The following is a 24613-nucleotide window of genomic DNA, read 5'->3' on the forward strand; positions in this document are numbered from 1 at the left end:
ATTTTGAATGGGATGAATAGCTGGAATAATCTGTTGTGGCCATTCATGGTGCTCGGAGATCAGAGTAAATATACACTTCCAATCGGTTTGAAAACATTGTTAACTCCTTATGGCAATAACTACGACCTATTGATCGTGGGCTCCTTCTTCTCCATCATTCCGATTTTCATATTATTCATTGCTTTTCAGAAATATTTCATAGACGGTATGACTGCTGGCGCTGTTAAAGGGTAATATATATTATGATGAAACAGGTGATAAGTTACATCAACTCCTGTAGTGATCTGGAGAAAGCGCGAAACTGGTATCCTTAGTGCCGATATCTGGGCACCCAAACTGCATTTTATTGATGACAAATGGTACGTGTATTTCGCTGCCACACACACGACGGAAACGAATAAGACCTGTTCGACCATCGGATGTACGTGCTAGAGAATGAAAATGTCAATCCGCTCGAAGGCAGTTGGATGGAAAGAGGGCAGGTTCGTACCGAATGGGAAAGCTTCGCTCTCGATGCCACGACCTTTGAGGATAATGGCAGCCGTTATTACGTATGGGCACAAAAGGATCCGAATATCGGAGGTAACTCTAATCTGTATATATCTAAAATGAGCAATCCATGGACGCGGACTGGGCCGCAAACGATGATTTCGCTGCCAGAATATGACTGGGAGATCATTGGTTATAAAGTGAACGAAGGCGCGGCATTTCTTCGTAAGGGTAATCGGGTGTTCCTCTCTTACTCCGCTAGAGCCACCGATTTCAATTATTGCATGGGCCTAAGAAAATCGAAGGCACCCTCTGTGTGCCTTCGATTTCGCTCTAAAGATAATACGCCGAACCGTATCATAAGTAGGGCGAAAAATTGGACATGAGGAAAAATGAGGAGGGCTCTCAGACACTTTTTAGCTTAAGTGCCTCAAGAACTGTATAGCTGAGAAAATCCCTTTTTATGTTACTGAAAGTAGGTCTTACAAATGTATGCTAATGATTTTAATGGAGAAATTGTAATAAATACAGAATCGCAGGTAGCTGAGTTTACTCGAAATCGTCCAGCATTTAATGCCAATCAGTTTATTTTTACCTTTGAAGAAAGTGGTGTCCCTCAATTATGTGCTTTTGTTCGGGATGATTATTGTGTGTTGTATTTTTTAGATTCTGAACAAAAGGGAACTTTTGCTTCTTACGGTGATGACAATATTAGGGACGAAACGGTTACCTTTTACGAGAATGTTCATGGTGCAGAAGTAGTTTTAGCAGGTACAATGGTTATTACAGTTAGACAAATGACTGATGCGTGCACAGAATTTTTCAAGACGAAAACTCGTCCAACATGTATTAAATGGATGGAATTGTAGTTCGGATCACGACGTTCGGCTCTCCCAATGGGCGACCTAATAATCTCTCGCGCGGGAACACGAGAGATTATTAATGTGAGTAGATGTCGAAGGACAAGAACATGTTCCCATTGAGAGTCGCTATTTTAGCGGCTTTTTTATTTTATCCGTACAAGTTCTTGTCTCAAGCTATGGACAAGAACTTGTACCGATTGCCGATTAGATAAACATCTAAGTTATGAGATGAGATTTAACTAGAAAGGTGTAAATCGATTCGTTTTTTAACTTTCTTCGTTTCGTATGTCCGAAAGGGCATGTACTAAAGTACTATTATTCATGTTGAAAAGAGGTATACTGGATACCGAGGTGAATCTAATGTGGTTTAAAAGAAGACCGAATACCGCTTCAGATGCAGAAGAACCTATCGACCCTTTATCCGCTTCGCGGCTCCCTGTGTTAATATGGCTATGCCTTGTTACCACCGCAACCCTTATACTACAGACCATGTCAGCACCCATTATTATCCCGAGTATTTTTTTCGTCATAGTGATGATTGTCCATGCTTACTTTTACTGGATAACAGGTTCAATAGTCGCTTATTCCAAGCCGTTATATATTATAATTCAAGCAAGTTTAATATACGGTAGTGCTATTCTTATGCCGGATGGCATGCCGGCGATTCTGATTGGACTTATACCTGTATTAATCGGGCAAACCGTTGCGATCTATTTCGAAACAGCAAAAGTGGTTTTCGTTGCATTTGTGCTCTATGTCATGTTTTGTTCTCTAACTTTATTTAATCGAACTGGCCCTGAGGCGGCACTGCTTGTTTTATTACTTTTACTCATGATGGTTGTAGTCATATCTTACGCGTCATTGTTTTACAAACAAGTTAATGCACGTGTCAGAACCCAAAATTTCTTGCGGGAATTAGAGCTGGCTCACCAAAAAGTAGAGGAACTTACACTGACTGGTGAGAGACAGCGGATGGCTAGGGACTTGCATGACACATTGGCCCAAGGTCTTGCCGGAATTATTATGCAGCTGGAGGCTGCAAGTATTCACCAAGAAAAGGGGAACCAGCTCAAAGCACAGGAAATTATACGTAATGCCATGGTGCAGGCCAGACAATCATTGGCGGATGCACGACGAGCAATAGATGATTTACGCACAAAATCAACCCCTTCCATCACGCTGAGCGAAGCATTTCAAGAACAACTGGAACGATTCCGACAGGCGACTGGCATTGCAACTGAATTTCAGGGAGAGCTCTCTTCACAGTTGTCCAAAGTGCAGATGGAGCATATCTTGCATATTTTGAGCGAGTCCCTTATGAATATCGCCCGTCACGCACAAGCGAACCTTGTCAAGATAACTACCAGCCATAGCAATAATAAGTTTAACCTGAACATCGTTGATAACGGCCAAGGGTTTAACACGGATCGCATCGGAAAATTACATGGCCATTACGGCTTAATTGGTGTACAGGAGCGCGCCAGACTCATTGGCGGGAGTATTGAGATTGACAGTAATGCACAAGGAACAGCTATACATTTAAGCGTTCCATTATAATCGGTAGAAGGAGAGGGATAGCCGCATGAAGCACAAAGTCATGATTGTGGATGACCATTGGGTTGTGAGAGAAGGTCTGAAGCTTATTCTTGAAACAGACGACAATTACTGCATTGTAGGAGAAGCAAACGAAGGTGTTGAAGCATTAAAACTGATGGAAAGTTCTGAACCGGATGTCATCCTGATGGACCTTAACATGCCAGGGGGACTTGGGGGACTGGATACCATGAAACGGATGCAAGAGCAAGGCCTGCTTATTCCCGTTATCATTCTTACCACATATAACGAGGATGAACTTATGATCGAAGGTTTATCCCTGGGTGCCAAAGGATATCTTTTAAAGGATACCAGCCGTGAAAACCTATTCCGTACATTAGACTCTGCACTCCGTGGAGAGACTTTGCTTCAGCCAGAGATTACTGCCAGAGTATTCGCTCATCAGACCCGATCGTTAGCCAGAAAAACGGAGCCTACCTTGCTTAGCGATAAAGAAACGATTGTTCTGCAAGCCATCGCAAGAGGAATGCGTAGTAAGGAGATTGCTTTTGATATGGGCATTGCCGAACGTACAGTGAAAGCTCATCTTACGAATATTTACAACAAACTTGGCGTAGATTCACGGTCTGAAGCGGTTGCTGTCGCTGTCGAAAAGGGACTCCTGCATCTCTAAGTAAAAAAATGCCTCGCGTACGTCTTGATTTAACTAACGTACATGCCCGATTTTGCCCGATCGTACATTTAGGGAATGCCCTTATGTACGATTTTTTTTCGTCTATTTTTCAATACAATACAGACATAGGGTGGTGATGAATCACTTCCTAATTGCAGCAAGTTGAAAGGGGCATGACATTTATTATGGCAAAATGGTTATATCGTCTCGGAGCCTGGTCTTCGAGGAAAAGAAAAGCAGTAATTACAGCAGGACTCACACTTCTCATTGTAATGGCAGCTCTCGGCCTAGGCATGGGGACTTCGTTTACAGGTGAGATGACTATACCCGGAACAAAATCCGAGCAGGCTGCCGAGGTATTGAAATCCGAATTCCCAGCGTCGGATGGTGGTGGTCAAATACGTCTGATTTTCAAAGCTGATCAGGGATTGCTCACATCAGAGGGTAATCAATCCAAAATAAAAAAAGCGTTGAAAGATGTTAAAACGGATCTGTCCGTCGTCTCCGTTTCCAATCCATACGAAACGATGACACTAAGTGCAGACAAAAAAATCGGATATGCTGATATTACGTATAAACAGTCTGCAAGTGAAGTCGGAGAACATTCAAAAGAAAATGTACTTAATATAGCAGAATTGTTAACCAAAAATGGAGTGCAGACAGAACTCGGAGGCAGTGTGGCTTTCTCTGAAATTGAAGTAGGTGGCGTTTCTGAAGTCATCGGAATTCTGATTGCATTTATGATTCTGGCTTTTACCTTCACATCATTTCTTGCAGCCGGATTACCAATTCTGACAGCAGTGATCGGTTTGGGAATTGGATTGATGACCGTGATCGTTGGATCGAACTTTGTATCCATGTCATCATTCTCAATTACACTCGCTGTCATGCTTGCTTTAGCCGTAGGTATTGACTACGCTTTGTTCATTATATCCCGCTACCGTCAACAGCTGGCCGAAGGTTATGACCGTGACACAGCTATTGCGCAAGCAAACGCTACTGCCGGAGGATCAGTCGTTTTTGCGGGTCTGACCGTTATTATCGCCCTTGTAGGACTATCCGTTGTTCAAATTCCGTTTATTACCATGATGGGCTTGGCTGCAGCAATCAGTGTATTTATCGCAGTGCTTATTGCCATCATCTTTGTTCCTGCTCTTCTGGCTGTTGCTGGAGATCGGATTAGTCCGGCGCGAGAAAATCGCTGGTTGCGCAAATGGTCAGGTCAAAAGAAAAATAAAACAAAAGAAAATGCCTGGGGAGGGTTGATCACCCGAAAACCGTGGTTAATTTCGATTATATCCATAATCATTCTTACCGTATGTACATTGCCATTCCTGCACATGCAGCTAGGCTTGCCGGATAGCGGGCTTAAATCAACCGAAACCACGGAACGAAGAGGATACGACTTATTAGCAGAGGGTTTTGGAGCCGGATTTAATGGTCCGCTTGTCGTTGTAGCTAAAACTACTAACAGTAAAGATAGCCAGACCAAGATTGCAGAGGCAACAACTTACATCAAAGATATTCCAGGTGTTGCAAGTGTATCGCCAGCGATTCCTACTCCTTCAGGGCAAGCTGCAATCATTACTGTATTGCCTGAGACAGGACCACATGATATTCGCACGACTGAATTAGTACAAGCTATTCGGGATCAATCGGAGAACGTGCTAAAAAAAGACAACGTAGAGATTATGGTGACTGGTGGAACGGCAGTCAACATTGATATATCGGAAAAATTACAGGAGGCACTGCCTAAGTTTGCATTGCTTATCGTTGGACTCGCCTTTGTCCTGCTAATGCTTGTCTTCCGTTCAATCCTGGTTCCTATTAAAGCAGTTGTCGGCTTCTTGTTCACGTTAGGTTCAACACTTGGTTTTATCGTATGGGTCATACAGGATGGATACCTCGGCAGCTTGTTCGGCATCCCGGAACCTGGTCCTGTCTTGAATTTCCTCCCTATTCTTGTGACAGGAATTTTGTTCGGACTGGCAATGGATTATGAAGTATTTCTGGTGAGCAGAATGCGTGAGGATTATACCCACACGGGCGACGCCCACCGTTCAGTAAGAAGTGGATTAACTCACAGCGGGCCTGTGGTTACAGCCGCTGGACTTATTATGATTGCTGTGTTTGCCAGCTTTATTTTTGCCGAAGATACGATCATCAAATCGATGGGGCTTGCCCTTGCTTTTGGTATCCTGGTAGATGCCTTTGTCGTACGAATGACACTTGTACCTGCTGTCATGACAATACTCGGCAAACACGCTTGGTATCTGCCTAAATGGTTGGATCGACTTCTACCTAATATCGATATTGAAGGTGAATCCATTATGCAAGAGAATATGAACGAGAGCAGAATGACAAAAAATACCAAAGTTCAGACGGAATCAAACATTAAATAAAAAAGATATCATTAAGCCTTGAGCGCTGAAAGAAACGTCGTTTTAAGAATGTTAAATTGTTGATTCAAGTCTACCCGGGTATTAAATGCATCCGTATCATGCAGCATGGACATTTTTTTGGAGAAATTACCGAATACATTAATCATTGTAATTAATGTTTCAACTGTATTCATGTCAGTGCGCACAGAACCATCCTGTTCGCCTAAATGGGCCAGCTCCTTAAACAGATGGATTAGCTGATCATATTTATCCTGATAAATTTGTATGTTCTCCAGAGGTTCTTTAGACAAGGCAACATAACATTCAAAAGCTTCTATAAGTTTGGAATTCTGTTGATAATGAGCTTGATGATAGAAAACCAAAGCGTCAAAGATGCGCTCCATTTTCTCGTAACACGTACCTTCATCATGCAATACGTCTTGAAGTATCTCAATTTCTGAATGCACGATGTTAGCTGCTACCTCCACAATAAGATGCTCTTTTTTTGGGAAGTAACGGAAAATTGTTGCAACGCCGAGTATCGCTTCATTTGCAATTTCCTGCATCGTCGTTTGTTCAAAACCCTGTCGTGCAAATACAACAGTAGCCGCTTTAATAATTTCGATCCGGCGTTTCTGCCGCAAGCTGGTTCGCTCCTGTTCTAACCTTTGTTTGGGTTGAATGAGAATGACCTCCTTAAGTTCAATTAAATTATGCTATCAACTTAGATGTGGTTTGTCAACGAAAGAGAGTATGTTTATCATCATCTGATACAGATCACGTTCTTAAGAAAACTGCTCCAACAATTTGCATAATACAAAGAAGAACCTTCCACCCATAATTATCGATGGGATGGAAGGTTTTTTCACATTATAAATTAATCAAATGATCTTTTTGTAAAATTAACGATTTCGATATTCCTGAGGTGTGCAGCCATATTGTTTTTTGAAAATTTTTATAAAATGAGGGGGAGCCATAAACCCAAGCTTTTTGCTAACATCAGCAACTTTAAGTTCGGTTTGGGTCAGAAGGTGAACAGCTCTTTGCATGCGCAGCCGAAACAGATAGTCGCCGATCGTTTCTCCTGTTGCTGTTTTGTAGACTTTTGACAAGTAGACCGGATGAAGTCCAACGTGATCTGCAATAATTTGCAACGAGATTCCATCTGAAAGATGATTCTGAATGTATGCATGCACGCTTGAAACAATATCATCGTGGGTATGCCTGATCTGATTTATCGCTTGGCTTCGATGAAACTGAATTATTTTCTCAGCCCAGGCATATACACGGTGACTGGAAATTTGACTTTTCTTTCGAATCATCAAATCAAACTCTTCATTGAGCAGTTCATCTACCGTAACATGTTGTGAGCGGAATGCAATGGCAAAGGTGGATGACAAGTAAAGCAAGCATGTATAAAGAACTTCATGAGACAGGTCCGACCCTTCTTCATCTACTAAAAGCACACGTTTGATTTTGGCAATCGCTTCTTCCCAGTTTCCAGCTTCCAACAATTGCGGCAGAAGTGGGGGCTCCAAAAGTTGAAGATAACCTTGATCCATCACAGGGTTCGGCAGCTGATCGTCGACGGTAATAAAATAGCTTTTATGCTCACCGACATTTTGTTGAATAGCCGCCACGCACCGATTAAAACCTTCACTTAATCCTCCGGGAAAAAGTTGCTCTTGTCCCAAACAGATGGAGATTGCCCCTTTTAGAAATTTTTGCACATGATTTTGCAACTTAACCGCAAAAGAATCGACAGAGTTTAGTGTTTTGGGATCCTCATGATGAATGAGGAACACCAGATACCCCTGATCGGTAATACAATGCCATAATCCAAATGGAGTGAAAACTTCATCTGCAATATTGGTAATCGCATATTCAAGGAGGGATAGAGATTGAAGATCATATCCTGAGAATTCCTCTTCCATTCGGATCACCATCATTCGATAGTTGTCTTCCATACGGATAGGAAGATTCAGAATCTTCAGGCGCTCCTCCAAAATATGCTGACTCATAGGCTTATTTTGGAGGAGATCATTAAGAAACTGATTTTGCAACACGGGAAGATTAGCATGTAACATGTGCTGGATCTGCTGCATTGAACTTATCTTTTCCCATTCTTGCTCAATATTCTTAATGGCGTCTTCAACAGTCTTGATAAGCGCTTGAGTGTCCACAGGCTTAAGCATATAGTTCATTGCCTGATAGCGAATGGCTTGCTGCGCATATTCAAATTCATCGTGTCCTGACAAAATAATACTCCGAATGCGAGGAGCTGATAAGCGAATAAGGCGGATTAATTCAAGACCATCCATTTCAGGCATACGTATATCCGTAATCATCACATCAATCGCAAACCGGGACGCGATATCCAGTGCTTCTTCGGCGGAGTAGGCACGATGCACTTCTTCGATGCCGCTATCTTCCCAAGGAATCGTGAGAGCAAGACTGTCCACCACAGACTTCTCGTCGTCTACAATTAAAAGCGCATACATAAGTGCAACAACTTCCTTCCTGATGATTGGTCTCCTTATTGTAGGCAATCATCACGGGCATTACAATCCGGATTTCCTTCTTAACCTGCGAATATTAAGATATTGTTATCCGTGTTTGGATGTAGTTATCTATAGGTGTAAAAAAGGACACAAAAATCAAAATGAATCTTGCGAAATGCGTTATGCAATCTTAAGAATGCGTTATATGCCTTCTTCTCCCTCAACCGTAAAATAAAATGGATACCTTTAAATGATACATAACGAAAGGGAGTATCAATGGATGAAACGAGATATTAAACAGCTCATAGATCAAATGACAATCGAGGAGAAAGCCAGTCTGTGTTCCGGCAGCACCTTCTGGACAACCACAGGAATCGAAAGATTAGGTATTCCATCCATTATGCTAGCTGACGGACCACATGGACTACGAAAACAAGATGGAGAATCGGATCATCTGGGTCTGAACGAAAGTGTACCCGCGACATGTTTTCCTACAGCCAGCGGGCTGGCAAGTTCCTGGAATCGCGACCTGATTGAACAGGTAGGAAGTACCATTGGTAAAGAAGCCCAGACCGAGAATGTATCTGTTTTGCTGGGACCAGGTGCTAATATCAAGCGCTCCCCGCTGTGCGGACGAAACTTTGAGTATTTTTCTGAAGATCCGTATCTTACAGGTGAACTGGCTTCATCTCACATTCGCGGTGTGCAAAGCCAGGGAGTCGGCACTTCGTTGAAGCATTTTGCCGTTAACAATCAGGAGGATCGTCGAATGTCTGTTAATGCGGTAGTGGATGAAAGGACTTTACGCGAAATTTACTTAACTGGCTTTGAAAAAGCGGTCAAACAAGCTCAACCATGGACTCTTATGTCTGCATACAACAAAGTTAATGGGACCTATGCATCGGAGAATCCCTACCTGCTGAATGATATATTGCGAGAAGAATGGGGTCATGACGGAATTGTTATGTCAGACTGGGGAGCAGTCAGTGAAATTGTACCTAGCGTGGCGGCAGGCATGGAACTTGAAATGCCGCCTTCCAATGGGGAGGCACAACTTAAAATTATTCAAGCGGTTGAAGAGGGCACACTCGATATCTCATTACTTGATCAAGCGGTCGAACGCTTGCTTACGGTTATTTTTAAATGTGCAGATCATATGCAGCAAGATGTGACATACGATGCTGAAGAGCATCATGCTTTTGCGAGACAGGTGGCCCAAGAGACCATGGTATTGCTGAAAAACGAAAATGGGATACTACCATTGCAGAAAACGGGCCATATCGCTGTTATTGGAGAACTAGCCCAATCTGCCCGTTATCAGGGCGGGGGAAGTTCACACATTAATGCAACGAAAATTGATATTCCTTATGAGCAGTTGCTTCTTTCAGCAGGAGACCAAGCACAACTCACGTATGCACAAGGATATGAACTGAGCTCGGATGAAACCAATGCTCCATTATTACAAGCTGCTCTGGAAACGGCAGCGGCAGCTGATGTGGCCATCTTGTTTGTAGGACTACCCGATCGTTATGAATCTGAGGGATATGACCGCAAACATCTTGACCTGCCAAACAATCATCAGGAGCTCATTACCGCAATAGCTGCTGTTCAACCTAATGTAATTGTAGTGTTGAGCAATGGTGCCCCTGTCGTTATGCCTTGGCTCCACAATGCCAAAGCCGTTCTGGAAGCATATCTGGGGGGACAGGCAACTGGAGGCGCTATCGCTGATATTTTATTTGGTGATGCAAACCCGAGCGGCAAGCTTGCCGAGACGTTCCCGCGTTCAACCAAACACAATCCATCCGCATTGTTTTTCCCTGGTGATGGAAACCAGGTTGAATACAGAGAGGGGATATTTGTAGGTTATCGGTACTATGAAGCCAAAGATATAGAACCGCTGTTTCCTTTTGGTTATGGACTAAGCTACACACAATTTGAATACTCCAACCTGACTGTTGATAAAAGGAAGATCAACGATACAGATTGCATCAACGTCTCGGTAAAGATTAAGAATACTGGTTCTGTGCAGGGTAAGGAGATTGTTCAACTTTATATTCATGACACAGCATCACGTGTTACACGTCCTGACAAAGAGTTGAAGGGCTTCACCAAGATCGACTTAAAACCAGGTGAAGAGAAACAAGTCACAATAAGTCTCGATAAACGTTCATTTGCATATTACGATGTAGAGCGATCCGATTGGCATGTGGACAGCGGCGAATTCGAGATATTGGTAGGTGCATCTTCTCAAGATATTAGGCTTACAACAAAAGTTGTCGTAAATTCGACATCCCGTGAAATTATCCCAACATACCATCGCGACACCACTTTTGGTGAGTTGCTTGCAAATCCTAAAACGATGGCAATCCTTTCTCAAATGCAACCTCAAGCGGATCAGGATCAAAGTGAGATTCAATCCAGTGCAGTATCCGCTGAGATGGTTCAAGCTTCCATGCAGTATTTGCCATTGCGGAACCTGATTCCTTTTTCAGGGATGACAGAGGAAACCTTATCACAATTACTTGCAGCATTGAATCAGGCAGTACAAAGCGAAACATAGAATTTGATCTTTCTTTTCAGCTTGATTTCAGATAAAAGTCGCCATGAAGGCGACTTTTATCCTTTGTATAGTCTTTATACTTAACTCGTACATGTATAAATTTATAAGAATTATTAATATGTAACTTTTAGAGAAGGTGGATATTAAATGAGTATTCGTAGGAAAATGCTATTCGTGTTTGGGACTGTTATTGTACTGTATCTCGTGGCACTAAGTTACCAAAATTACAAATCTTTAATCCAAAATGAAAAGTTGGAAGAGATACGAAAAGTTCAATTTACCTCCTCGCTGAAAGCACAGGAGATGCAGGAGAGTCTGATGGAATACCAGGTTCAAATGATGCTTCCATCGATTGGATATGCGTCTAAGGAATCCGTTGAAGAAGCAAGTGCACAATTGTTAACAAAATTCAAGCAAGCTTTGCAAGAGTATTCTGCATTGAATCCATCCGAAAAAAATGAAGTAGTTCAGATTCAGGAAGCATATTCCAGTTACATTGACCAAGGTCATTTGGAGGGAGGACAGAAACTAAACGAATTAATCCTTGGATTAAAATCCAAAAGTGTGATTGATGTGAACTCCAATATTCATACATTGATCACGTCCAACAAAAATGTATTTTGGCAGTCCATCACATATCAGTTATTAGTGACTTTACTTGTTATCGTCATCGCACTGCTGCTCGCGCGTTCTATTATTAAGCCTATTGAACGTCTCGTTAAAGGAACGGAACGGATCCATAATGGAGATTTAAGCCAGTCATTTCATTCAAACGCTTCAGATGAGATTGGCAAACTTGCAATTATGTTTGAAGTCATGCGCACTGGCCTTACAGGCTTCATACATTCAGCCCAGGATAATTCCGATGTGGTTGTACAAACCAGTCAGAATCTAATAAAGAATTTGGAGAAGTCCTCCATTTCAATGAGAAAAATTGGTCGGTCGGCAACTTCCGTTTCGGATGGAGCGCTTGTACAACTTCAGTCAGCAGAAGAAACGGTACGAGCCATAGATGAAGTAGCCCGAGGCATTGCCCTGATCAGTGAGTCAAATAATGAAGCTACAGAATGTTCATCCACTACTGAACAAGAAGCTAGAAAGGGAGAGGAACTTCTAAAGAACGCTAAACTTCGCATTGACCGCTTTAATCACACGATGGATGAAATAGAAAGATCTGTTGCAACAATGAAACAGCATTCCGTTACTATTCAAGAAATCGTTCATCTTATAGCGACAGTTGCTCGTCAAACTGACTTACTCGCTCTTAACGCAGGTATAGAGGCTGCAAGAAGTGGGGAACAGGGAAGAGGATTTTCCGTTGTTGCAAGTGAAATTCGCTCACTGGCAGATCAAACCCGTCAATCGTTAAGTAACATATTTGATACGATTAACGACATTCAGGAAGATACGGTATCAGCAAACACTATCGTAGTTCAAGGAAAAAAAGAGTTGGCACAAACGATAAATGCAGTTGAACAAGCAGGTCAAGCATTCGAAATGATCCTTGAATCTGCCAAAGACGTTGCCAGTCAGATGCAAGAGATCTCATCCGCTTCTGAGCAATTATCCGCAAGCTCTGAGGAGGTCAGCGCTTCGATGCAGCATTTAGCTTCTATTGCCAAACAAGCACATACAGAAAGCACAACGATGGTTCAGGCCGTTGAACAGCAGATGGTTATTGCAGAAGAAATACAGCATTTTTCCGATAACATTCGAGATTCTGCTTTTAATATGAGAGATCAAATCTCCATTTACAAAACCTGATATATGTGAGGATGAGCGCGAAAATAGAAAAAATGAAAAGGATTCGGAGTATGGAGAAAAATCGGGAGAGTTGATACTAAATTCTAACTGCTGTAACGATTAAACCAATCATTTAGATTACGCTATTCCATCTTTGTTATGAGTTATATCCCTCTCTTCAAAGAGTTATTAAAATAAAGTTATAAGATAAAGAACTCAATTGAGCATTAAAACAACTAGATACCGGAGGGAAACAGTATGGGAACCATAGTAAATGAACAACCCATTGTAACCGAGAACGTTAAGCCCAAACAACCTGAACGAGAAATTCCGACACGCAGATTACTTGGAGATTCCATGGGACAATTTGGTCTTAACATCTCCAGCGGCTTGCTTGGATTAATTACGTATTATTATACCGATGTGGTCGGTGTATCCGCTGCAATTGTTGGTACAGTGCTGCTGTTAACTAAAATATTGGATGCGTTTGCAGACGTTGGTATGGGAGTGCTTGTTGACCGCACCAAGTCAAAATACGGGCAGGCTCGTCCATGGCTTCGATGGATGACCATCCCGATGTTCGTCTCGCTGCTGCTCGTATTTTCTGTTCCAGATATCAGTCCAACTGGTAAAATAATATATGCTGTTGTGACCAATCTTATCTTTTATATTCTTGTGTATACACCAACATCTATTCCGTATTCCAGCCTAATGGCACTAACGACACGTAACAACTATGAACGATCATTGATGGGGATTTTCCGCTCCGCAGGAGGATATTTGTCCGGTATGATTGTTGCCATTGCTTTTATTCCGATGGTAACAGCTATGGGGGGAGGACGAAAGGAATGGACGATCTTAGCCGGTGTATTTGCTGCAGTTGCTGCCATCGGTATTTTCGTTGCCTTTTTATCCAACAAAGAAAAGTATAATAATGTTCAATTGGATGAACTTGGTTTTTTCCAGGATAAAGTTCCGCTGTCACAAGGTCTTAAAATGTTGTTTGCAAATAAGTACTGGGTTCAAATCCTCATCGTGATGACAGTTGTAAATGTATTGTTTGCTCTTAACGTTGCTGCAGGCAGCTATTTTGCCAAATACATTTGGGGAAATGTAAGCCTGGTTGGTTTGATGGGGGCAATCGGTCTGATACCAGTTGTTATCGGATTCGCACTCTCTGGACCGTTCATCAAACGTTTTGGGAAACGCAATACAGCCTTGGGCGGCATTATTATAGCTCTAATCGCAGCTGTGATTAGACTGATCTCACCGGAAAGCATTGTTCTGGGACTGGTCTGCTCCATCTTTCAGGCTCTAGGTACGATTCCACTTATGGCCGTTGGTACAGCTCTGACAACAGATACGATTGAATACGGGGAATGGAAGTTCAATAAACGTCTGGTTGGATTGACCAATAGTGTTATCGCATTTGGTTCCAAAGTAGGAACAGCAGTTGGAACCGCTATGATCGGTTGGTTTCTTGCATTAGGGGGATACGTGGAGCAGGCTGCTACACAAGGAGCAGGAGCTAAACAAGCTATTATTGCCCTGAACATTTACGTTCCCATTGTCATTTTGCTTATTCTTGCTGTAGCCTTGTATAAATATAAACTTGATAAAGAATATCCTAAAATCATCCAAGAATTGGATGCCAGAAAACAATCCTGATTCATTGAAAAAGAAGCTCTCCCATAAGGGAAAGCTTCTTTTTGTTGACCGTTTTAAATACGTTCTGTTAGAAGATAAACTCTACTGGCTCAAGACACTTAATGCAATATTAGGATCATTTATTCTGGCGCACACCATGGCTGCTCTGTTGCCTGAAGTGAGCAGGTGTAATATTTAATGATTTTTTGAAGACGGTCTGAAAGTGACTTTGACTGGAGAAACAAAGATAGTTGCTAATTTCGCTAATGGGTTTGTTCGTATAAACAAGCAAATTTTGAGCTTCCTTTAGCTTGCAATCCATAATAAATTGATGCAGGCTTTTGCCGATTTTTTTTTTGAAAGTGGTCGATAGATACGTACGACTGTAACCAAAATGTTTTGCCACATGATCAACGGTCAAATTCTGATGCACGTTATTATAAATATATTGAATCAAACTTCGCATACTTACGTCATCTGCTATATCATACCTTGCGGCTTGGACTCTCCTAGCAAAATTAAACAATGCCTCTTTCATGAAATTTTGAATGGATTCAGGCGTCGATAATTGTTCAATCTCTTGGAGATAGAGATCGGATAACTGAAAAGCAACTTCTGTATCTAATTGCCCCCGAATGGCTGCTCGCGTAGCCAGGGCAATCGCGACAATCGATGTATTTTTCGTCTGACGAATTGTGTCCCCAGCGGTCATACCCTCATGAACCATAAAAGGCCGTTCCAAAAACTGTTTAAGGCCAACTTCATTACCGTTCTCAATGTAATAACACATCTGGTTTTCAATCTCGTAGGAATTGTTAAAATATAAGTTTTCTTTATTCTCGTAAATTCGTTTTGTTTGCTCGTTGTTAATTTCCTTCATCGAATTCATTTGAAGTAAGTCCAAGTAACTCATCTCTTGGCCGTTCACAAAATAATGAATGGTCACAAGATGATTTAGAAATTGCTGCAGCGGCATTGGAGTGATCTGCTTTAGAAAACTTTCGAAGTTTGCTTCATCTTGACCGGAAACGACAAAGGCTTTTTTAGCGATACGCAGTGTGTCTTTCAAATAAGGTGTTTGACTGACGGGTCCGACAAGAATAACATGGCCCGGAAGGGAACTGACTTTGATCGCACCATAATAAGCAAAGAAGGAAGTAGATAAATATGCGACCTCTTCGTGTGAAAGCAAAAGCTCAGAGAGATACTCCAGTGGCGGATGAGTTAATTCGCTCTGAGCAGGATGACTAAATGATTGGTGCTGATGGTTATACAAATATGTCGGAATCAACGTAGACTGGTAGAGAAATTTTAATTTCTTTTGTATGCTGTTCAACAAAATCTCCTCCGGGTTAAACAAATGGTTGAAGTGCGAGCTTTCTAATCATTATTTTCAAAAATATCAAACTCGTCTAAGGCAGTCAATATATTTAAAGAACAAATCTGAAATTTACATTACATATATGAAAGATAGCATTTCCATAATGGAATACAATAAATCTTAACTAATGCATCCGGAGCGAAGGGAGAAGGATCATGCAGACCGTTAATGAACTAATTCAACGTATGACGGTAGAAGAAAAAGCGGCTTTAATGGCTGGTGTGGATTTTTGGAAAACAAATTCTATTCCGAGATTATCCATACCATCTATATATATGACGGATGGGCCTTGCGGCTTACGCAAACAAGGAGAGAAGGCAGACCATCTCGGTCTAAACAACAGCGAGCAGACAACATCATTTCCCACAGGAGTTACGCTTGCTGCCAGCTGGAACCGGGATAATATTCGTAAGATGGGTGCAGCTATAGCGAAGGAGTGTCACCATTTCGGGGTTAATCTTCTCCTTGGTCCTGCTGTTAACATTAAAAGAAATCCCAAGTGCGGCAGAAACTTCGAATATTTCTCTGAAGACCCTTACCTCTCGGGAATTCTTGGCAGCGCTTTTGTCGAGGGTGTTCAAAATGAAGGGATTGGAGTCTCCCTGAAACATTTCGCTGTAAACAACAATGAAAATTATCGTTTTATGGGAGATTCTGTATTGGATGAGCGTGCATTACGTGAGATCTATCTCAGAGCATTTGAACGAATTGTCAAAAACACAAAGCCAGTAACTGTAATGAGTGCATACAACAAGATTAATGGTGTCTTCTGTTCCGAAAATCACAGACTATTAACTGAAATTCTAAGAGAAGAATGGGGTTTTGATGGTGCGGTTATCAGTGACTGGGGTGCAGTATCTGATCGGGTAGATGGCATTAAGGCGGGAATGGATCTGGAGATGCCAGGTGATTGCGAATATTTTAGAAAGTCAATTATAGATACAGTTCATAGTGGTGAATTACCAATTTCTGCGCTGGATCAGTCGGTGAGCAATATTTTGAAGCTGATTCAGCGTACACACGATATTCAGTACGGCCTTGCATATGACAGAGAAGAACATCATAACCTGTCAGGTGAAATCGCAGCCGATAGTGCTGTCCTTATGAAAAACGATGGCATCCTGCCATTAGATTCGTCCCAAAACTATGCTGTCATCGGTGAATTGTTTGAGAAGATGCGTTTTCAGGGGGCCGGAAGCTCTTTGATCAACCCAAGCAAGCTTACTTCTCCAAAAACTGCTTTTGATCAACGCGGCATCCGCTACGATTATGCAAGTGGCTACAGAGAGTCCGAGTTTGAATCAGAACCGGAATATGTTAATTCAGCTATGGCAAAGGCACAGTCAGCGGATGTTGTTCTATTCTTCGCAGGACAAACCGATTATACAGAAAGTGAAGGGTATGACCGGGAGTCGATGACATTACCTGATAATCAACTTGCTCTTCTGCGCAAGCTGGTCCAGCTGAACAAAAAAATTGTTCTTGTATTATTTGGGGGTTCACCTGTCGAATTGCCTTTTGAAGATGAGGTTCATGCGATCTTGAATATGTACTTGCCTGGCCAAGCAGGAGGCGAAGCTGCGGCTCAACTCCTTTTCGGAGAAAAAAATCCTTCCGGGAAACTGGCGGAGACATGGATGAAAAGTTATACAGATGTACCCTTTGGTGAACAGTTTGTGCAACAGAAGTCCGAGCTTTACAAGGAATCTATTTACGTAGGCTATCGCTATTATGATTTTTTGCTGGGAGAGGGTGTGCGTTATCCATTTGGTCATGGACTTAGCTATACACAGTTTGCTTATGAATCGCTGCAAGTCCAGCAAGATTCAGAAACGTTCATAGTCACATGTGAAATCTCGAATACAGGGCAGATGGAGGGTGGAGAAATCATACAGGTGTATGTTGCAAACCCAACCTCAGATGTGTTTAAGCCTACCAAGGAACTTCGTGCTTTTGGCAAAGTATATTTGAAGCCAGGTGAGAAAAAGCAAGTAAAAATGAGTTTTACCCTAAGCGACCTCGCTTACTATCATGTGGACCGGAAAGAGTGGGTTGTAGAAAATGGGGACTATCAGGTCTTGATTGCTGCTTCAGCAACCGATATTCGGTTGTCAGCCAGCCTGTCTATCACCAGCCAACCTGACATTGCAAGCCCGTATTCTCGCGAACAATTAAAGCATTACTTCTCTCCACATTTGTTATCTCAAGTGAGTATGGAAGAATTCGAAGTTCTACTTGGGAGGAAAGTAACGAGATCATCTAATAAGGAATCAACGAAATATACTCTGGATTCCAGATTGGATGAATTGCGGGAATCCTTTATAGGGAATTTATTTTATACATTCGTTATCGGTATTGGCAAAAAACAGTTTAATCGATCACAAAAGATGCCTGAAGGTCCCGAGCGGGATATGCAGCGCAAAAATGGCATGTTTCTGATGAAAATGATGCCGAATAACAGCATTCGTTCCATGTCCGTGTCCAGTACAGGCCGTTTTGGCTACCATATCGCAGCAGGGCTGATTGACTTGCTGAATGGTCAGATCATGCAAGGCATCAAACGCATGCTTCGAAAAGAACGTTTGTCCCCTCTGCCGAAGGACCAGAAGTGACTACACCTTAAACCACGAACATACAGGAGGAAACAACATGAGTCAGCGCATGATCAGCAAAAAACGTGTTTTTATTACTGGTGCATCCGGTGGTATGGGACAGGAAAGCTTGAAAAGAATGGTCAAAGACAGCCATTTGTATGACATTGTTACTTTGTGTCTGGATACGGAAAAGGATCGTAAGGCCCTGGAGCCGTATCAAGAATTGAAAGAAGTAACCATAAAGTATGGAGACATACTGGATTATGAAAAGGTGCTTGAATGTGTCAAAGACGTAGATTTGATTCTTCACATTGCTGCATTTGTGTCACCTGCTGCAGATTATTTCCCCAAGAAAGCTATGGAAATTAATTACGGTGCCGTCAAAAATCTGGTGAGTGCTATATACGAACATGGCCAAGAGGAACATACCAAGCTGGTATTTATCGGAACCATCGCAGAAACCGGCGATCGCATGCCACCTATCCATTGGGGGCGAGTAGGTGATCCCCTTAAACCAAGCATGTTTGACTATTATGCCGTTTCTAAAATTGCAGCCGAGCGTCTTGTGATTGAATCCGGACTCAAATACTGGGTAAGCCTGCGTCAAACCGGAATTATGGGACCCGCCATGAGTAAAATTATGGATGCGATTATGTTTCACAACTGTCTGGACAACGTCCTGGAGTATGTATCAGACCGTGACTCTGGCAGAATGATGGAGAATTTGTGCAATTATGAGTTTACAGGCAAGCTGCCCGAGGATTTCTGGTGTCATGTTTACAATATAGGAGGCGGGGAATCCTGCCGTGTCAGTACCTATGAGATGTACCAAAAACTATACGGGGCAATTGGTTTCAAAAACCTTGACCATGTGATTAATCCGAAGTGGTATGCCACTCGTAATTTTCACGGACAGTATTACCTCGATTCGGACAAGCTAAACGATTATTTGCATTTCCGTCAGGACGGGATGGATTATTTTTATCGTTGTTACCTTGAAAATCTGGGTTCTCAGGCAACGGCAGCGAAAATTCTGTGTAAACTTCCGTTTGGCGAACGAATCATGGGAACTGTCATGAAAAAAATGTTTGAAAAACCGGCCCGAACGGAACATGGCACACTGCGGTTCATTGAAGAAAATGTGGAAGACCACATTGATGCGTATTGGGGCAGTAAAGAGGCATGGAACAGCATACCTGATAAATTAAGCGAGTTCCAGCATTTCAAAGACTGGAACACCGTAGTTCATATTGATCATGGATACGATGACACCAAACCTGAGCGGGATCTCGGAATTGATGACGTGAAGTCGGCCGCAGCATTTCGGGGAGGACAATGTTTGTCTTCAGAGATGGAAAAAGGAAACTGGAGAAATAAGTTGAGTTTTACATGTGCATTTGGACATACATTCCAAGCCAGTCCGAAGCTGGTGCTGCATGCTGGTCATTGGTGCCCTGAATGTGAACGTGAGAGTTGGAATTATGCTGAACGTGCAAAAGTAGATCCATTTTTTGCTCAAGTATGGACTCCGTTACATGCTCCGAATGAGACCAGAGTTTATAAAAAAATAGTTTCTGAGCTAGATGTATAATATTTTGACAAGGCAGGAGAGGCCTCTATGTTAATGCTATCTTCCATCAAGATCAACGGATTGGAATCCGGCTGTATTACAGATCATGCACCCATGATTTCGTTTGCACTTTCTTCGGATCGAGCTGGAGAAAAGTTGCATGAAGCCATCATTGAAGTCGGTGACTGGCGTGTGACCACCTCAGATCAGATTAACAATCTTTACACGGGGCCGCTAAAACCGCATACGGAATATCATGTCAGGATCATAGCAACTGGAACCAGTGGAGAACAGGCAGAGCAGTTTGCTTTATTCAAGACAGGCAGAATGGGTTCAAAATGGTCTGCTCAATGGATTACCGATATGTCTTACGATTTCCCTAAAAAGGTTTCTCCTGTACCTATGACATTTCGCCGTAACTTTGAACTCACACGGACGGTGACAAGGGCGTGGATCAACGTAACGGCGCTGGGGGTATATGAACTTACTCTGAATGGTGAAAAGGTGGGGAAAGATTATTTTGCTCCAGGGTTCACTTCATATGATCATCAGATCCAGTACCAGACCTATGATGTTACACATCAACTGAAATCATCGAACGCAGTCACAGCTGTAGTAGCGGGGGGATGGGCTGTCGGTTCATTCAATTATGTTCGTAAAAATAAAATTAGTGCTGATCGTCAAGCATTATTATTGGAACTGTACATCGAGTATACAGACGGTACATCAGATTTAATCGTTACCGATCCAACGTGGGAAGTTACTCTGAATGGAAACTATCGTATGGCAGAATGGTATGACGGTGAACATTATGATGCCACCATTGATCTTAACCATGTACATTGGAAGCGGGTTGATATAACCCACCCTCGCAAAAAGCCGGCATTATTAGCCCAGTATGGTTTGCCCGTGCGTGTACAGGAAGAATTGAAACCGATATCCCGCTCAATAGCGCCGAGTGGTGAAATCATCTATGATTTTGGTCAAAACTTTGCAGGCGTTATCCAAGCCAAAATTGTGGGGAAACACAATCAAAAGGTTGTGTTTCGACACGCTGAAGTATTGGTAGATCAGGAACTATTCGTAAAATCTTTGCGTACCGCGAAGGCTGCTGCGACATATGTTTGTCTGGAAGGAGAGCAAACGTATTCACCTCGGTTGACTTATATGGGATTTCGTTATGTTGGTTTGACCGGGATAGATCCGGACCAGATTGAACTTTCGGCTTATGTACTACATTCTGATTTCAAGGAGATTGGTCATTTTTCATGTTCCAATCCACTCTTAACACAGCTTCAGAGTAACATCCGTTGGGGAGGACGCTCCAACTTTGTTGATATTCCAACAGACTGTCCGCAACGGGATGAACGTCAGGGATGGACAGGGGATATTGCTGTTTTTGCTTCAACGGCTTGTTTCAACTTCGACATGAGCCGATTCTTTGATAAATGGTTGATGGATATGAGAGCAGAGCAATCCAAAGGTGGCGGATTTCCTATGGTTATTCCCCGAGGTGGAGATCACTGGCCTGCAATGGCTAATTCATGTTGGGGAGACAGCAGTATTCTGGTCCCTTGGGCTGAATACTTGGCACGCGGCAATAAACAGGTTCTTGAAAAACAATATGTTTCCATGAAGAAATTTCTAAAAGCAGCGAAATGGTGGTCTTCTTTCCTAGCAGTCTCGCCTGCTGATCGTTATGTTTGGCGTTTCCCGTTCCATTTTGGTGACTGGGCTGCACCGGAAGGAGATGCCAAAGCATGGATTAAAAAAGGGAAATGGGTAGGCACCGCTTATTTCGCTAACTCGTGTGGCATTATGGCAAAGATCGCTTCCATTCTAGGGCACACCGAAGATGTATCCTATTACTACGATTTAAGAAAAAAAATTATCACCGCGTACCGGAACGTATTTACTGATAAACAGGGGAATATGAAAGAAGAATTTCAGACGGCCTATGTGCTCCCCCTTCATTTCGGCATGACGGAAGGTGAGGAAACAAAGCAAATGGTGAATAATTTGACTCGATTAATTCACAAAGCGGGAAATCACCTTACAACAGGCTTTACCGGAACCCCTTATCTACTGTTTGCCCTGTCTGACAATGGACAGCTTGACGCAGCATATGAACTGCTGTTACAGGAGGAATGTCCATCCTGGCTATACGAGGTGAAGGCTGGCGGGACAACGATCTGGGAGCGCTGGGATGCACTGAGACCTGATGGAACTGTAAATATTGAAGAACTAAGCGGCAATAAATCTGCAGAAGAATCGAATGGGGGAATGGTTTCCTTTAATCATTACGCGAATGGAGCTGTGGGCGATTGGCTTTATAAAAGGCTTGCAGGTTTGGAGTCCACCAGCGGCGGATATCAGACTTTCCGAGTCGCTCCTATGATTGGAGGAGGCATTACATGGGCTAAAGCTTCTACGATAACCCCTTATGGCCTGGCGAGTGTAGACTGGAAACGGGATGAACATCAATTCCATGTCGAGGTTACAGTCCCCGTTTCTACAACATGCTCTTTACACATGCCCAATGGAGAGATACACATTTTGACGAGTGGACAGCACAGCTTCCGATGCTCCTTGAATACAAATGCTCCTGTAAAAAAAAGTTATAAAGAGCAACTCGTTGTACATTAAGTTAGTCCAGAGAACGGTCTACGTAATGAAGTCGCCTGTATGGCGGCTTTTTTTACGATCAGCTTTTTCATCTATAAGTTAAGAAAACGCTATTCACCCTTTGTATTGCATTATATCCCGCAGACTTGTATGCGCTTACAATAAATCCATTAATACTATTCTACATCAGACATGAGGAGGTCTCATATGGAGTTGGCAGCCCCAAAAAAGGACAAAGTGAAAATCAATAGACGAGGAGATCGCTGGCAGCTCTACTTAATGTTAAGCCCCGCCGTGCTATTGGTTCTTGTATTTGTCTACATGCCCCTGGGCGGACTAGTCATGGCGTTTCAGGATTACAAACCTTATCTGGGGATAATGGGGTCCGAATGGGTAGGCATGGAACATTTCAAATTTCTATTTGAATATCCAGATAGCGTGCAGGTCATCTGGAATACACTTCGGATCGCGGTGTTAAAACTGGTTTTTGGTTTTATTTCGACGATGGGCTTTGCACTGCTGATTAATGAAGTCCGCCGCAAAGTATTAAGAAGTACTGTTCAAACATTTGTTTTTCTCCCACACTTTCTCTCATGGGTTGTTCTAGGCGGCATTTTTATTGAGCTGCTTAACCCGGACAGCGGTCTTGTTAATCAGGCACTGCAGGCATTGGGACTCAACCCCATCTTCTTTCTGGGTGATAACAACTGGTTTCTGTTTACAGTGGTATCGAGTGAAGTATGGAAAGAGTTCGGATATGGTTCCATCATTTTCCTCGCGGCCATAGTCGGAATCAATCCAGCACTGTATGAAGCAGCACAGATTGATGGAGCAGGCAAATGGAAACAGATGTTGCATATCACTTTGCCATCTCTAATTCCAACAATAGCTGTGGTACTAACACTTTCACTCAGTCAAATACTGAATGCAGGCTTTGATCAAATCTTTAATTTGTATAACCCTCTGGTGTATGAAAAAGGTGATATCATCGATACTTTTGTTTATCGGATCGGTCTGATTGATGGTAACTACAGCTTCTCTACTGCAATCGGTTTATTCAAATCCATTGTCAGCCTGATTTTAATTCTGGGTGCATACCGGATTGCCTACAAAGTAGCTGACTATAAAATTTTCTAAGGTGGGATCTTATGCAAGTGATGTCTACGCCTCAGCGCTGGTTTCAGACATTTAATAATGTACTCATGATATTACTAGCACTAATTTGTGTTGTACCATTGCTACATGTTGTTGCCATATCGCTAAGTTCAACAGAAGCCGTTATGGCAAACAGAGTTACTTTTTTCCCGATCGATATTACCTTTAACTCCTATCTGAAAGCACTTGAGAATCCCGCTTTCCTGCCAGCGATATGGATTTCAATACAGCGTACCGTGTTAAGCCTGGTGCTCGGACTTATGATCAACTGTATGGCAGCTTATGTGTTATCCAAAGGCGGCGGGAGGGACGGCATCGCTGGATACAAACTGTTTGTAAGTCTGTTTGTGGTTGCGATGTTGTTTAATGGCGGGCTAATTCCTACCTATCTGCTCGTCACCAAAATTGGCTTGTATAATTCCGTCTGGGCACTTGTGCTTCCAGGTTTGGTCAACGTATTTTATCTCGTTCTCATCATGAATTTTTTCAAAGCATTACCGAAGGAGATCGAAGAATCTGCTTTTATGGACGGAGCCAATCATTGGCAGGTGTTCTTCAATATGTTTCTGCCGCTATCCTTGCCTGTCCTTGCAACTGTAGGCCTATTTATGGTGGTGAACGATTGGAATGAATGGTTTGCGGGCTCCATTTATATGAGGGGAGACAATGTACCACTCAGTACGCTCCTCAAATCTCTAATTGCTGTACCGGTTGTCGATGCCAGCAATGTGAATGACATTGCGAAGATTAACAATCGTTCTATTCGGGCAGCTCAGGTCTTAATTGGGGCTATACCGATTTTGCTCATCTATCCTGTGCTTCAAAAGTTTTTTACAGCCGGGATTGTTATCGGTGCAGTAAAAGAATAATTCCA

Annotated in this window: 15 protein-coding genes and 2 pseudogenes; 14 read left to right on the plus strand and 3 right to left on the minus strand. The window is 42.5% G+C overall.

Annotated elements, in window-relative coordinates:
* The 6 genes and pseudogenes from ABIE27_RS26750 to ABIE27_RS26775 form a co-directional block, all read left to right on the plus strand.
* Positions 1–234 (plus strand): annotated as a pseudogene (locus tag ABIE27_RS26750) (arabinose transporter permease); the annotation flags it as partial.
* 30 nt (positions 235–264) lie between these two features.
* Positions 265–782, plus strand: a pseudogene (locus ABIE27_RS26755) (family 43 glycosylhydrolase); the annotation flags it as partial.
* A gap of 195 nt (positions 783–977) precedes the next feature.
* Positions 978–1358 (plus strand): Imm1 family immunity protein, encoded by a 381-nt coding sequence (locus ABIE27_RS26760; RefSeq protein ID WP_429351943.1) that lies wholly within the window; start codon positions 978–980, stop codon positions 1356–1358.
* 315 nt (positions 1359–1673) lie between these two features.
* A complete protein-coding gene (locus ABIE27_RS26765) occupies positions 1674–2909 on the plus strand; it encodes a sensor histidine kinase (RefSeq protein ID WP_161557050.1) in 1236 nt (411 codons plus the stop codon).
* Positions 2910–2934: 25 nt separating this feature from the next.
* Positions 2935–3579: a response regulator gene (locus ABIE27_RS26770; RefSeq protein WP_123066928.1), complete on the plus strand. Its 645-nt coding sequence runs from the start codon at positions 2935–2937 to the stop codon at positions 3577–3579.
* Positions 3580–3764: 185 nt separating this feature from the next.
* On the plus strand, positions 3765–5981 hold the full coding sequence (locus ABIE27_RS26775) for an MMPL family transporter (protein ID WP_342551197.1): 2217 nt from the start codon (positions 3765–3767) through the stop codon (positions 5979–5981).
* An 11-nt stretch (positions 5982–5992) separates the two neighbouring features.
* On the opposite strand, the gene ABIE27_RS26780 is transcribed toward ABIE27_RS26775, so the two are convergent.
* The gene (locus ABIE27_RS26780; RefSeq protein ID WP_161557051.1) at positions 5993–6604 is read right to left on the minus strand and encodes a TetR/AcrR family transcriptional regulator; all 612 of its coding nucleotides are present in this window, start codon (positions 6602–6604) and stop codon (positions 5993–5995) included.
* A gap of 258 nt (positions 6605–6862) precedes the next feature.
* On the minus strand, positions 6863–8461 hold the full coding sequence (locus ABIE27_RS26785; RefSeq protein ID WP_429351993.1) for a response regulator transcription factor: 1599 nt from the start codon (positions 8459–8461) through the stop codon (positions 6863–6865).
* Between the two features lie 280 nt (positions 8462–8741).
* Here ABIE27_RS26785 and ABIE27_RS26790 point away from each other — a divergent pair, with 280 nt between their 5' ends.
* The 3 genes from ABIE27_RS26790 (at position 8742) to ABIE27_RS26800 (ending at position 14435) form a co-directional block, all read left to right on the plus strand.
* Positions 8742–11024 carry a beta-glucosidase gene (locus tag ABIE27_RS26790; protein WP_342551199.1) on the plus strand — a complete coding sequence of 761 codons (2283 nt, stop codon included), beginning with the start codon at positions 8742–8744 and terminating at the stop codon, positions 11022–11024.
* 147 nt (positions 11025–11171) lie between these two features.
* Positions 11172–12788, plus strand: coding sequence for a methyl-accepting chemotaxis protein (locus ABIE27_RS26795; RefSeq protein WP_429351944.1), 1617 nt, complete (start codon positions 11172–11174; stop codon positions 12786–12788).
* Between the two features lie 237 nt (positions 12789–13025).
* Complete coding sequence (locus ABIE27_RS26800; RefSeq protein ID WP_429351945.1) at positions 13026–14435, plus strand: MFS transporter; 1410 nt, start codon at positions 13026–13028, stop codon at positions 14433–14435.
* Between the two features lie 115 nt (positions 14436–14550).
* Here ABIE27_RS26800 and ABIE27_RS26805 read toward each other — a convergent pair whose 3' ends face one another.
* Entirely contained in the window at positions 14551–15750 is a 1200-nt protein-coding gene (locus ABIE27_RS26805; RefSeq protein ID WP_429351946.1) for a helix-turn-helix domain-containing protein, read from the minus strand.
* A 200-nt stretch (positions 15751–15950) separates the two neighbouring features.
* Between ABIE27_RS26805 and ABIE27_RS26810 the strand changes: the two genes are divergently transcribed.
* The 5 genes from ABIE27_RS26810 to ABIE27_RS26830 all read left to right on the plus strand — a co-directional run bounded on the left by ABIE27_RS26810 (position 15951) and on the right by ABIE27_RS26830 (position 24608).
* Entirely contained in the window at positions 15951–18407 is a 2457-nt protein-coding gene (locus tag ABIE27_RS26810) for a glycoside hydrolase family 3 C-terminal domain-containing protein (RefSeq protein ID WP_123066936.1), read from the plus strand.
* A gap of 37 nt (positions 18408–18444) precedes the next feature.
* Positions 18445–19980, plus strand: a complete 1536-nt coding sequence (locus ABIE27_RS26815) for an NAD-dependent epimerase/dehydratase family protein (protein WP_240037228.1) — start codon at positions 18445–18447, stop codon at positions 19978–19980.
* Positions 19981–20007: 27 nt separating this feature from the next.
* Positions 20008–22605, plus strand: a complete 2598-nt coding sequence (locus ABIE27_RS26820) for a family 78 glycoside hydrolase catalytic domain (RefSeq protein WP_429351947.1) — start codon at positions 20008–20010, stop codon at positions 22603–22605.
* A gap of 186 nt (positions 22606–22791) precedes the next feature.
* Positions 22792–23721, plus strand: coding sequence for an ABC transporter permease (locus tag ABIE27_RS26825; protein ID WP_429351948.1), 930 nt, complete (start codon positions 22792–22794; stop codon positions 23719–23721).
* 11 nt (positions 23722–23732) lie between these two features.
* Positions 23733–24608 carry a carbohydrate ABC transporter permease gene (locus ABIE27_RS26830; RefSeq protein ID WP_429351949.1) on the plus strand — a complete coding sequence of 292 codons (876 nt, stop codon included), beginning with the start codon at positions 23733–23735 and terminating at the stop codon, positions 24606–24608.
* The last annotated feature ends 5 nt before the right edge of the window (positions 24609–24613 follow it).

Source organism: Paenibacillus sp. 4624 (genome assembly GCF_050435065.1).
Lineage (GTDB): Bacteria > Bacillota > Bacilli > Paenibacillales > Paenibacillaceae > Paenibacillus > Paenibacillus amylolyticus_D.